This is a genomic window from Candidatus Pelagibacter sp. Uisw_121, assembly GCF_047722545.1.
Lineage (GTDB): Bacteria > Pseudomonadota > Alphaproteobacteria > Pelagibacterales > Pelagibacteraceae > Pelagibacter.
The window spans coordinates 794,399-805,687 of the sequence record NZ_CP159816.1; the positions used below are offsets into that span (position 1 = coordinate 794,399).

Sequence of the window (11,289 nt, forward strand, 5' to 3'; positions counted from 1 at the left end):
CTAAATAAATAGTCGCCTTTTCAAAATATTATTTACATAGAAGCGTCAAAGCCAAAATGCTTGATCGCTAATTTGCTAATGATTCCTTGTTTTCTAGCCGTGTTAATTGCTTTGTTGAAATCTTTAAGAAGTTTTGCATCTCTTGTACCGATTGCATCAGTTCCACCTTGTCTAATTCCAACACCAACACCATTACCAAAAGCACCACCTGAAAAAGTAGGTCCAACTAGTACTACTGGTTTTCCTGATTTATCCGCATAATCAGTGAATGCAACTGCTGCAGCTAATGCAACATCACATCTACCAGAAGTTAAGTCTAAATTTACTTCATCTTGAGTTTTGTAAGTTCTAACATTTACTTTACCTACGTCACCAGACTCTAAAAAGTTTTGGTGAATAGTTCCAGTTTGTGTACAAACAGTTTTTCCAGCAAGTGCAGCTGTTAAAGTCTTAAGAGTTTTCTTAACAACACTTCCACCCAAACTTAAATTAATTCCTTCTGGTGTATCCATGCTCTCTAAACTTGAACCTTTCATTACCGCAAGGGCTGCAACTTCGTCAGCATAACCTTGTGAAAAAGTAATTGTTTTTTGTCTTTCTGCAGTAATTGACATTCCTGCCATGATCGCATCAAACTTTCTCATTAACAAAGCTGGAATCATTCCATCCCAATCTTGCTCAACGATAGTACACTCGTGACCCATGATTTTGCATAGCTCTTCTGCTAACTCAACCTCAAAACCAATAAGAGCACCTGAAGCATCCTTAGAATTCCATGGTGGGTAAGCACCCTCTGTTCCAATCTTTACTTTATCAGCATAAACATTTCCGATTAATAATAAAGAAGCAAGAACACTTAATATTGTTTTTTTAAATATATTCATTTTTTCCTCCATATGATTATGAAGATTTATTTCATAATTTTAATAATTTAAAAAGAAATTTTTAATGATTAATTGATGATGAAAAGTTCCAAGAACAGTCAAAACTTGGGATATAAACCCTATCCAAAGTTGTATTTCCAAAATTCTTATTGAAGACATCTAGCCATTTCTCTACTTGCTCTGGTTTTTTATCTTGGCTACCCACTTGAGCAGTGATTACTCCATTTGGCTTTAATATTCTAATTAACGAGTCCATATTTTTTGCTGCAAGATCTATGCAAAACTGATCATCGTTAAGATCTACAAAAATTTTATCATATTTATCATCTTCAACAGATTTTATGCTTTCAAAAGCATCTCCCCAAATACATTTAACTGAATTTTTTTCTGTTGATTTATTGCCAATACTTCCAAGGTGTTTGTTGCAAACTTCAACTACTTCTGGATCAAGTTCATACCAGTCTATAAAGTCAAAACCTTTAGACGTACATTCTCTTGCAACTCCTCCATCACCTCCACCAATAATGGCAGCTGTTCCCATGTCTTTATTTAATTTTAAAGCAGCATTCACAAATGTTGAACTGTATAAAGCTTCATCATTTGTTGCAACCTGAATTTCATTATCAATGAATAATGATTTACCAAATTGTTCTAAATCTAATATTTCAATATGTTGACCCACTTTAGATTTAAAATCTTCTAAAACTTCATTTACTACGTATGATTTTTGTAATCCAGGGGAGCTATAAATGTCATGATACAAAGATTTTGTGTCTCTATCAAAAGCTTTTGAGACAATTCTTTTATGTTTGAATTCTTGTTTAACAATATCAAGTGCAATAGAAGGGCTTATTTTTCCACATGTGAAAAAATCAAAACTAATAATCCCTTTTTCTGGAAAGGTGTGAAAACTGATATGACTTTCAGCTAATAAGGCAAGTATAGTGAAACCTTGTGGTTCAAATTTATACTTTGAAATTTCAAGAATTGTAACTTCTGCAGCTTTTGCAATTTTACGTATTACATTTTCGTAAACTGAAGGGTCATACTCTTGAGTAGTGCCTATGATGTCTAAAGTTATATGCTCACCTACTTTAGTCATAAAAATTATTCCCTCTTATAATTTTTTATTAATATTAAGTTGAAAGATTTTATATAGGTGTATTGATAATTTTCAACATTTAATCAATTATCTTAAATTTTACTTAATTGAATTAAAATTGGGTATTTATTAAGCTAGCAAATGCACTAGCCCCTTTTACTAGATTTTTATTCCAATCATTGTCAGCATTTTCATCCGCATTATCAGATATGTATTTGAAACATTTAAATTCAATATTTTCTAGTTTACAAACTTTTGCAATGGCGTAAGCCTCCATATCAACTACATCAACTTCCATATCTATTCTTTTATTGACAAAACTATCCCCCGTTCCACAAGAATAGCCTTCTTTTGATGTAATAATTTCTTTAATTTTATCAAAAGGTGTCTCTCCTAATTCAAAGTCTAATCCTCTTACATCCATATCTCTTTGATAGAATTTAGTGCATTCAACGATTCCTTTTAACTTAGTATTAATTGCACCCACTGTACCATAATTGATAATTATTTTTGGTTTATGAATGTTAATTAACTTTAGTGTGTTGTAAGTTGCATTAATTTTTCCAACCCCAACGTGATTAAAATAGTCTAATCCGATAGTTTCTTCTTTAATTGCTGCTAGAAATAATTTGTCCATGGTTTTTTTTTACTAAAGATATAAATATATTAATATCATGAATTTAAAAGATTATATTAGGTCTATTCCAGATTATCCTAAAAAAGGAATTCTATTTAGAGATATTACAACTTTAATTAAGGATGCTAATGCATTTGAAGAATGTATTAATCAAATAATCGATCGATCTAAAAACTATAAAATAGATAAAATTGCTGCAATTGAATCAAGAGGTTTTGTTTTTGCATCAGCTGTTTCTTATCTACTTAAAAAACCTTTCATAATGTTTCGAAAAAAAAACAAATTACCTGCTGATACATATTCAATAGATTTTGAATTAGAATATGGCACAGCAACTATTGAGGTTCACAAAGATTCAATTGATAAAGATGAATCGGTTTTAATTATAGATGATTTAATTGCAACGGGTGGTACCGCTGATGCAGCCGCAAAATTAGTAGAAATTTCAGGAGGTAAAGTTGCAGCTTTTGTTTTTGCAATTAATCTTTTTGACTTAGGCGGTTCTGATAATTTAGTAAAAAGAGGTTACAAAATAGAAAACCTAATGGACTTTCCAGGCCACTAAATTTAAATTTTGGGTCTATACCAAGAATTTTTACCCACTATCGAGTTAAGTAATCCAAAAAATCTCATTGTATAAATTTTTTTTTTAAATTTTTTTTGTATTATAAAATAAAAAATAATTTTTACTAAAGAGGTTATGAGAGTTGGAAAATTTATAAAAAGAGACTTTGTGTAGCCATAATATTTTTTGTTAAAATAAAACTTTGACCACATCCAATGCCAGTTTCGTGAAAATTCAATTTCTTTTTCATAAACAGATGAGTGAGATTTACCCCCCAAATGATGAATTTTTGCTTTTTTTGCCACATATATTTTTTTATTTTCTTTTTTTTTCCTCAAACACAAATCATCATTTTCTAAATATAAAAAAAAATTTTCATCAAAATAAATATTGTCACTAAATTTATTCTTATTTATTAACATTGCATAACCATCAACAGAGTCTACGTTTAAAAAATCAGGATCATTATTTCTTATACTTTTATTTCTAATTTTATAATTTGGATATTTTGTATCATCAGAAATTGGTGCTAAAATTGAATAATCATTATATCTTGATGATAGCGTAATTAATTCTTGCATAGTATTTTCATAAAACTTCACATCAGGATTAATCACAAATACATAATCTGTTTTACACAATTGAATCCCTTTGTTATTTGCAGACCCCATGCCACTATTTTCTTGAACAATAACATTGATTTTTGAATATTTTTCTTCAAGCTTTTTTTTTAGTTCTAGATTATTTGAATTTTCGATAATAATTATATTTGAATCTTTTGGTAAAGACTCGATGCATTCATGAATGATATGGTCACTTTTAAATGTAACGATAACAAATGTTAGGTTATTTAAGCTTAATGTCATTATTGAAGTAAATTATTATATACTTACTATATCGATTATTATAAATAAAATCATGAAGAAAATTATTGTTACAGGTGGTCTTGGTTTTATAGGTAGTAATTTAATTGAATTATTAGTCCATAAAAAATTTAACGTTATAAACATAGATAAAGTTACCTACTCCTCCAATTTCTACAACACAAAAGAGTACCTAAAAAATTCAAAATATAAATTTATCAAATGCGATTTAAATAATAAAAAGAAACTTAATAAGATTATTTTTACTCATAAACCCATAGGTATTTTTAATTTAGCAGCAGAAACTCATGTAGATAGATCCATTGATAGTCCTAAAAGTTTTATTAACAGTAATATCTTGGGTGTTTTTAATTTACTTGAGATCTTTAGAAAATATTCAAAATCAAATAAAAAAGCTAAGTTAATCCATATTTCTACAGATGAAGTTTATGGTGATATTTTAAAAGGACGATCACATGAAAATTTTCCCTATAAGCCCAGTTCACCTTATGCCGCTAGTAAAGCAGCCTCAGATCATCTCGTCAGTGCATATGTTAGAACTTACGGTATTCCAGCAATAGTCACAAATTGCTCAAACAACTATGGCCCAAAACAACACCCTGAAAAACTTATTCCAAAATTAATTTACAATATCTTAAACAATAAAAATTTACCTATTTATGGTAATGGAAAAAATTCAAGAGAATGGATATATGTTCAGGATCATTGTGAAGCATTAATAAATGTTTTTCAAAGAGGTAAAATTGGTGAATTTTATAATATAGGCTCAAATAAAAATTTGAATAATCTTGAAATTTGTAAAGAGTTAATAAAAATTGCTAAAAAACATCAATTAATTGGTTCAAATGTTAAAATTCAATTTATTAAAGATCGACCAGGTCACGATATAAGATACGCTCTTGATAGTAAAAAAATACTAAAAAGCTTAAAGTGGAAGACAAAAGTGAGCTTTTACAAAGGTTTGGAGAAAACATTTTTATGGTATCTTCATAACAATAACTTCTACAAATCTATTTCTAAAAACGATATTATCAAAAGATTAGGTACAAAATGATTAAGAAGGGAATAATTTTAGCAGGCGGAATGGGAACCAGAATGAGTCCCCTAACAAAAGCAGTTAACAAACAACTTTTACCTATCTATGATAAGCCTTTAATTTTTTATCCACTCTCAATATTAATGCTTGCAAAAATTAAAGATATATTAATCATTGTAAACAAAGGTCAGCTAGATCAATATAAAAAACTAATACCTAATGGAAATAAATTAGGAATTAAGATTACCTATATAGAGCAAGATAAGCCAAGAGGACTACCTGATGCTTTTGTATTGGGCGAAAAATTTATTGGTAAAGACAATGTGGCAATGATTTTAGGTGATAACTTCTTTTATGGTCAAAACCTAACCGCAAAATTACTAGATTGTGTAAAAATAAAAAGTGGTGCTAAAGTTTTATTACACAGTGTTCAAACACCAGAATTATTTGGTGTAGCAAAAGTAAATAAAAATAATAAAATTGTACAATTAAAGGAAAAACCAAAAAAATTTATATCTAACAATGCTATAACAGGATTGTATTTTTTTGATAATAAAGTTGTTCAATATTCAAAAAAACTAAAGCCATCTAAGAGAGGTGAGGTAGAAATTATTGATTTATTACTAAAGTATAAAAAAAACAACAAACTGTCAGCTGATTTTATTGGGCGTGGTGGTGCTTGGCTTGATACGGGCTCTATCAATGACTATTATAAAACAATTGCTTTTGTGCAAGCGGTTGAAAATAGACAAGGATTTAAAATTGCTTGTATTGAAGAAATTGCATTAAATAATAAATGGATAGGTAAAAAAGAAATTAATAAATCAATAAGATTTTATGGTATTTGCAATTATTCTAAATATTTAGAAAATTTAATTTGATGCTTAAAAAAATAGTTATTACTGGAGGTGATGGAAGATTTGCTCAAATTCTTAAGAAAGATGATAAGAAATTAAACATTCTTTATCCAGATAAAAAAGAATTAAATATCTTAAATATTAACTCTATAAATAAGTACTTAAAGAAAAATAAACCTAAATACTTAATTCACGCTGCAGCATTATCAAGACCCATGAACATTCATGACAAGCAAATATCTAAAAGTATTGATTTAAATATAATCGGAACAGCTAATATTGTTAAAGTTTGTTCCAACCTTAAGATTAAACTTATATATTTTTCAACTGGGTATGTTTACGAGGGAAAAATTGGTAATTATAAAGAAAAAGATCCTGTTTTCCCTGTTAATAATTATGCATGGTCTAAGTTAGGTGGGGAGTGTGCTGTCACTATGTATAAAAATTCATTAATTCTTAGAATTATAATGTGTGAAAAACCTTTTTTACACGAATATGCATTTCACGATATTAATACAAACTTTATGTTTCATGAAGAAGTTGTAAAAATTATACCTAAAATTCTAGATAAAACAGGTATTCTTAATGTTGGTGGTGAAATTCAATCCGTTTATTCATTCGCAATGAAAACAAAAAAAAATGTTAAAAAAAAATCGGGTAAAAAAATATTTCCAAAAAATGTTTCTATGAATGTTGGAAAATTAAAGAAAATTATGAAATGGTAGCGGGAAGTGGAATCGAACCACTGACCTCAGGCTTATGAGTCCTGCGCTCTAACCGACTGAGCTACCCCGCCACTTAATTACCGTTGTTTTATAATAGATTTTATTTTTAGTGCAATCAACTTTTGATCTATATGATTAATTTATAGTCATTATCAAGGTTGAAAAAAGACTCAGTGCTAAAATTGTTAAGCTATAAAAAATGATTTTTTTTTTAGTTTCATTTTTTTCTTCTATTCGTATTCGATTCAATAATATATTGATATCTACATTCATTTTTTGGTTAACATGCTGAATTGGAATACTTTTTTTTTGACTTTTATTTTCAGTTATTGACTTATTGTTGTGAAAATAACTTTTTAACATAAGTAATTTAACCATCAATTATTTAGCGGAGCAACAAAAATTACAAGAATCTAGCTTGTTTATCCTTTAAAGGAGTGATCTCTACCACCGCTGGGAATTTTTTCTTACCCACCTCTATATATAGATCCATTTTTGAAAGGTCTTCATTTGAGTGTGATGAACTTATATATCCAAAAGATAAGTTTTTTTTATAATTAAAGGAATAGTTTCCAGATGTTGTTCTTCCTACAATTTTATCACCAAGATAAATTGGCTCTTCATGCAACAATAAAGGGCTGCCTGGCTTGCTATTTTTAAGTGACAGCATAATAAATCTTCTATTCTGCTTTTTATCTTTTATTCTTAATAAGCTTTCTTTGCCAACAAAGTCGACTTCTTTTTGATAGCTTATTGCAAAATTTAATCCTGCCTCGTACTGATTTTCTTCGGGTGAAATGTCGTGACCCCAATGTAAAAATCCACTTTCCATTCTCATAGTATCCATTGCGTGCGACCCACAATGAGATAAATCATGATTTTTTCCTTCTTTAACAATTAATTGATAAACTTCTTTAGCATCATTATTTTCTATATAAAGTTCAAATCCTAGCTCGCCCACATAAGATAATCTCTGGACCCAAACATTTTTTGAACCAAGGGTTGCAAATTTTCCATAACCAAATTTAAATTTTTCATTACGAAAATCATTATTTGAGATTTTTGAAATTAAGTTTCTACTTTTTGGTCCAAAAATTCCTAAACAAACAAGATCATCAGTAATATCTTTAAACTCTAAATTGGGTGATAAATTTTTTATGATATGTGCTTTATCATGAGTTCTTGTTGCAGCTGAACTTATTATTCTAAAATGATTTTTATCGATGCAAATAACGGTTAAGTCTGTTTCAATTCCCCCTGCTTTATTTAACATTTGTGTGTAGGTTGATCTGCCTATTTCATTTTTAATATTAGCTGTGCATATTCTTTGTAATTCACTGTGCGCTTGCTCTCCTTTTATTTCATATTTAGAAAAGGGAGATAGTTCATACAAACCAACATTAGTAATTGTATTTTTTGTTTCAAATTCAATTGAGGGGTACCAGTTTTGATAATCAAAGCTATATTTGTATTCTGCTTTTTCATTATTTAATGCATACCACATAGGTCTTTCGTATTCACCCGATACACCAAAGCATGCTCCCTCTTTTTTTAATTCTTCGTGATACGGTAATAGTCTTTGATTTCTTGAAGTGTTATGCTGTTTATAAGGCCAGTGCATTCCATATAAATCACCAAGTGTTTCCGTTACCCTTTCCATAATAAATTTTTTAGATGAATGAAATTTTTGAAATCTTTTAATATCAAGAGAGAATAAATCTTCATTCATATATCCATTAATCATCCACTCAGCTGTAACCCTTCCTGCACCACCTGAACTTGCGATCCCAATACTATTAAATCCACAACAAGTAAAAAGATTATTCACTTCTGGAGTTTCTCCTAAAAGATATTGAGTATCTGGGGTAAAAGACTCAGGCCCTGAAAAAAACTTTCTAATACCAGCAGTTTCTAACATGGGTAATCTTTGAAATGATTTTTCCAAATAAGGTTCAAAGTGATCAAAATCATCTGGAAACTCTCCAAAAGAAAAATCCTGTGGCACTACCCCTTTATCTTTAAAGGCAGGTTTTGCATTGGGTTCGAATATTCCAACTAACATTTTCCCAGCATCTTCTTTTAAATAAAGACAAGAATTATAGTCTCTTAAAACTGGTAAGTTTTTAGGTAATTTATCTAGTGGTTCTGTGATTATGTAAAAGTGTTCATTTGGATATAATGGAATACTCACACCAATATCTTCTCCAATTTGTCTAGACCACATCCCAGTTGCAATGACGACATATTCACAATCAATTTTGCCAAATTTTGTTTGAACACCAACAATTTTTTTGTCTTTAACTAATATTTTTTCAACCGGAGTTTTCTCAAATATCTGAGCCCCTTCCATTTTTGCAGCTTTTGCTAATACATTAGTAACCCCTATAGGATCTGCCTGACCATCTTCTGGCATATAAACTCCACCTAAAATATCTTCATCATTTATAACGGGATAGAGTTCTTTTATTCTTTGTCTGCTGACACTCTCAACATTGACATCAAATAATTGTGCAGCTGTTGCTTGTCTTAATAATTCTTCTAATCTTTCAGGTGTACTTGCAACTGTGATTGCTCCATTTTGTTTTAATCCAGTTGATAATCCTGTTTTTTTTTTCTAGTTCTTTATAAAGATTTAAAGAGTATTTTCTAAGACGAGTAATGGTAGATGAAGCTCCTAGTTGACCAACAAGACCTGCTGCATGCCAAGTAGTTCCTGAAGTTAACTGATCTCTTTCTAATAATACCGTATCTTTCCAACCATATTTTGCTAGGTGATAGGCAACAGAACATCCTGCAACACCTCCTCCTATAACTACTACTTTAGCTGATTTTGGTAATACGGCTGACATTTATGATTTAACAATATTAAAATTTTCAAATACAAACAACTAAATCTTAATGTTCAGCTCTAAATCTTGAGTGACAAGACTTGCAGCTACTCCACATATATTTTCCAAGAGTTGCTTTCATATCCTCCGTTTCATCAATAACAGACGTTAGCTCAATCATATTGTTTGAAGCTTTTGTCATTAATAAATTAAATTCATCTTTATTTTCCCAAATAGCAGGCAAGGCTTCTGTTTTAAATCCAACTTTTGAATTTTCAGGAAAAAGATCTACTAATCTTTTATAATTATCACTCATTTCAATCATTAATTTTTTTGCTTCATTCATATCTCCATTAGAAGCAAGACCTTGAACTCTTTTAGCAGTTTTATAATTTTGACTAAAAATAGATTTTCTTTCTTTAATAATCTCTTCTACAGTTTGTTCGGAAAAAGCACTGAAACTAAAAAATAATATAAAAATAAAAAATAAAGTATTTTTAATTTTTATCATAATATGTTTAATTTAATCATGTCTTTATTAAATAATAAATCAAAATATGGATTACTCAGCAAATTATTCCACTGGCTAACTGCCGCAGGATTACTAATACAAATACCACTTGGTTTTTATTTGGTAGATTTAGACTTTGATCAAACTAGAATTGACATAGAAAATTATCATATATTATTTGGGTTAATACTATTTTATATAACCCTAGTAAGGTTAATTTCTAAATTACTCACACCAGCACCTGATTTTCAAGGTAGTGCTTTTCTAGGACAAAAATTTATATCAAAATTAAATCACCTATTATTATATTTAACTTTGTTAACAGTCACATCCTCAGGTATCTTAAAGAAATTATTTAATGGTGAAAGCCTGATTATTTTTTATAAAAAAATTAATTTAACATATAATTATGAACTTTCTGAGCAGTTTTATTCAATACATATATTGTCTAATTATGCATTGATTGGATTAATTACATTGCATATTTTAGCAGTATTATTTCATAAATTTTTTTTAAAAGAAAATATCTTAAAGAGAATTCTTTAAACTTTTTTAAATATTATACATTTGAGTTTATCATTAAATAAGATGTTTTTTTTATATTTAAGATTAATCTCATTAATTCCATTGGAAATTTGAAGTGAGCTAAATTTTAATAAAGTAGATATATAGCGCTGCTTTATCATCTTTAAATATGTGTTTTTTTTAACATTTACTTTAAAATTAAATTTAGTGATATTTTTTTTAATATTAAGTTGAAGTAGTTTTTTCCAAATAAGATTATCTCTTTTAAATGAATGGTTAAGTTTTTGTTTCATTAAAGAAAATGTAGGAATTTCATTGTTTTTTGTATCTAAAGTTAAAATTAAAATAACCCCTTCTGGTTTTAAACTATCATGTGAAAATCTTAATATCTTTGTAATTTCTCTTAAATTAAAAAAATGAATGGTTTGTTTGATCAATATTAAATCAAATTTCTTTTTGTTATTCGTAAGATATTTAATTGCATTTGTTTTTTTAAAGGAGATTCTTTTGTCAAAATCCTTATGTTTTTCTATATCAAGTCCTATGGGCTTATTTACTAATTTGAGCTTAGAGGATAATGAGCCCATAATCCTACCACGACCACATCCAATATCTAAAATTTTTGAGTGTTTGGTTAGTTTTTTTTGCTTTAACAAAAAATTATTGAAGGACTTAATATATTTTGTAGATGAAATCCAAGTATTGTTGTCCCAATTTTTTATACTTAACATTACT

11 protein-coding genes, 1 tRNA gene and 1 pseudogene are annotated in these 11,289 nt (G+C 28.6%); 5 read left to right on the forward strand and 8 right to left on the reverse strand.

All coding sequences use genetic code 11. The features are described 5' to 3' along the window. Nucleotides 1–32: 32 nt before the first annotated feature. The 3 genes from ABXT52_RS04275 to ABXT52_RS04285 all read right to left on the reverse strand — a co-directional run bounded on the left by ABXT52_RS04275 (nt 33) and on the right by ABXT52_RS04285 (nt 2,623). A complete protein-coding gene (locus ABXT52_RS04275) occupies nt 33–884 on the reverse strand; it encodes a transporter substrate-binding domain-containing protein (protein WP_415271351.1) in 852 nt (283 codons plus the stop codon). 61 nt (nt 885–945) lie between these two features. Further along, complete coding sequence (speD, locus tag ABXT52_RS04280) at nt 946–1,986, reverse strand: adenosylmethionine decarboxylase (RefSeq protein WP_415271352.1); 1,041 nt, start codon at nt 1,984–1,986, stop codon at nt 946–948. Between the two features lie 112 nt (nt 1,987–2,098). Beyond that, complete coding sequence (locus ABXT52_RS04285; protein WP_415271353.1) at nt 2,099–2,623, reverse strand: 5'-methylthioadenosine nucleosidase; 525 nt, start codon at nt 2,621–2,623, stop codon at nt 2,099–2,101. A gap of 37 nt (nt 2,624–2,660) precedes the next feature. Here ABXT52_RS04285 and ABXT52_RS04290 point away from each other — a divergent pair, with 37 nt between their 5' ends. Then, nucleotides 2,661–3,188 (forward strand): adenine phosphoribosyltransferase, encoded by a 528-nt coding sequence (locus ABXT52_RS04290; protein WP_415271354.1) that lies wholly within the window; start codon nt 2,661–2,663, stop codon nt 3,186–3,188. Between the two features lie 2 nt (nt 3,189–3,190). On the opposite strand, the gene ABXT52_RS04295 is transcribed toward ABXT52_RS04290, so the two are convergent. Further along, a complete protein-coding gene (locus tag ABXT52_RS04295; protein WP_415271355.1) occupies nt 3,191–4,054 on the reverse strand; it encodes a glycosyltransferase family 2 protein in 864 nt (287 codons plus the stop codon). 52 nt (nt 4,055–4,106) lie between these two features. On the opposite strand from ABXT52_RS04295, the gene rfbB reads away from it, so the two are divergent. The 3 genes from rfbB to ABXT52_RS04310 are packed head-to-tail and all read left to right on the forward strand — an operon-like array spanning nt 4,107 to nt 6,690. Next, nucleotides 4,107–5,126: a dTDP-glucose 4,6-dehydratase gene (gene rfbB, locus ABXT52_RS04300; protein WP_415271356.1), complete on the forward strand. Its 1,020-nt coding sequence runs from the start codon at nt 4,107–4,109 to the stop codon at nt 5,124–5,126. Continuing rightward, the gene (locus tag ABXT52_RS04305) at nt 5,123–5,989 is read left to right on the forward strand and encodes a sugar nucleotidyltransferase (RefSeq protein WP_415271357.1); all 867 of its coding nucleotides are present in this window, start codon (nt 5,123–5,125) and stop codon (nt 5,987–5,989) included. Before rfbB ends, ABXT52_RS04305 begins: the two co-directional genes overlap by 4 nt. Continuing rightward, entirely contained in the window at nt 5,989–6,690 is a 702-nt protein-coding gene (locus tag ABXT52_RS04310; protein WP_415271358.1) for a sugar nucleotide-binding protein, read from the forward strand. Before ABXT52_RS04305 ends, ABXT52_RS04310 begins: the two co-directional genes overlap by 1 nt. Here ABXT52_RS04310 and ABXT52_RS04315 read toward each other — a convergent pair. The 3 genes and pseudogenes from ABXT52_RS04315 to ABXT52_RS04325 all read right to left on the reverse strand — a co-directional run bounded on the left by ABXT52_RS04315 (nt 6,685) and on the right by ABXT52_RS04325 (nt 10,029). Further along, nucleotides 6,685–6,761, reverse strand: a tRNA-Met gene (locus tag ABXT52_RS04315). The two genes, ABXT52_RS04310 and ABXT52_RS04315, sit on opposite strands and share 6 nt — an antisense overlap. A gap of 332 nt (nt 6,762–7,093) precedes the next feature. Next, a pseudogene (locus ABXT52_RS04320) lies at nt 7,094–9,539 on the reverse strand (GcvT family protein). A gap of 46 nt (nt 9,540–9,585) precedes the next feature. After that, nucleotides 9,586–10,029 (reverse strand): cytochrome c, encoded by a 444-nt coding sequence (locus tag ABXT52_RS04325; RefSeq protein WP_415271359.1) that lies wholly within the window; start codon nt 10,027–10,029, stop codon nt 9,586–9,588. Between the two features lie 18 nt (nt 10,030–10,047). Between ABXT52_RS04325 and ABXT52_RS04330 the strand changes: the two genes are divergently transcribed. Beyond that, nucleotides 10,048–10,575, forward strand: a complete 528-nt coding sequence (locus ABXT52_RS04330; protein WP_415271360.1) for a cytochrome b — start codon at nt 10,048–10,050, stop codon at nt 10,573–10,575. Here the strand turns inward: ABXT52_RS04330 and ABXT52_RS04335 are convergent. Beyond that, nucleotides 10,572–11,285: a class I SAM-dependent methyltransferase gene (locus ABXT52_RS04335; protein WP_415271361.1), complete on the reverse strand. Its 714-nt coding sequence runs from the start codon at nt 11,283–11,285 to the stop codon at nt 10,572–10,574. The genes ABXT52_RS04330 and ABXT52_RS04335 overlap by 4 nt on opposite strands. Nucleotides 11,286–11,289: the final 4 nt, after the last annotated feature.

What these genes read in the sequence shown, in the direction of transcription:
- rfbB (WP_415271356.1), top strand. Translation starts at nt 4,107, where the DNA reads ATGAAGAAAATTATTGTTACAGGTGGTCTTGGTTTTATAGGTAGTAAT.
- ABXT52_RS04335 (WP_415271361.1), bottom strand. Translation starts at nt 11,285, where the DNA reads ATGTTAAGTATAAAAAATTGGGACAACAATACTTGGATTTCATCTACA.
- speD (WP_415271352.1), bottom strand. Translation starts at nt 1,986, where the DNA reads ATGACTAAAGTAGGTGAGCATATAACTTTAGACATCATAGGCACTACT.
- ABXT52_RS04305 (WP_415271357.1), top strand. Translation starts at nt 5,123, where the DNA reads ATGATTAAGAAGGGAATAATTTTAGCAGGCGGAATGGGAACCAGAATG.
- ABXT52_RS04290 (WP_415271354.1), top strand. Translation starts at nt 2,661, where the DNA reads ATGAATTTAAAAGATTATATTAGGTCTATTCCAGATTATCCTAAAAAA.
- ABXT52_RS04275 (WP_415271351.1), bottom strand. Translation starts at nt 884, where the DNA reads ATGAATATATTTAAAAAAACAATATTAAGTGTTCTTGCTTCTTTATTA.
- ABXT52_RS04310 (WP_415271358.1), top strand. Translation starts at nt 5,989, where the DNA reads ATGCTTAAAAAAATAGTTATTACTGGAGGTGATGGAAGATTTGCTCAA.
- ABXT52_RS04295 (WP_415271355.1), bottom strand. Translation starts at nt 4,054, where the DNA reads ATGACATTAAGCTTAAATAACCTAACATTTGTTATCGTTACATTTAAA.
- ABXT52_RS04330 (WP_415271360.1), top strand. Translation starts at nt 10,048, where the DNA reads ATGTCTTTATTAAATAATAAATCAAAATATGGATTACTCAGCAAATTA.
- ABXT52_RS04325 (WP_415271359.1), bottom strand. Translation starts at nt 10,029, where the DNA reads ATGATAAAAATTAAAAATACTTTATTTTTTATTTTTATATTATTTTTT.
- ABXT52_RS04285 (WP_415271353.1), bottom strand. Translation starts at nt 2,623, where the DNA reads ATGGACAAATTATTTCTAGCAGCAATTAAAGAAGAAACTATCGGATTA.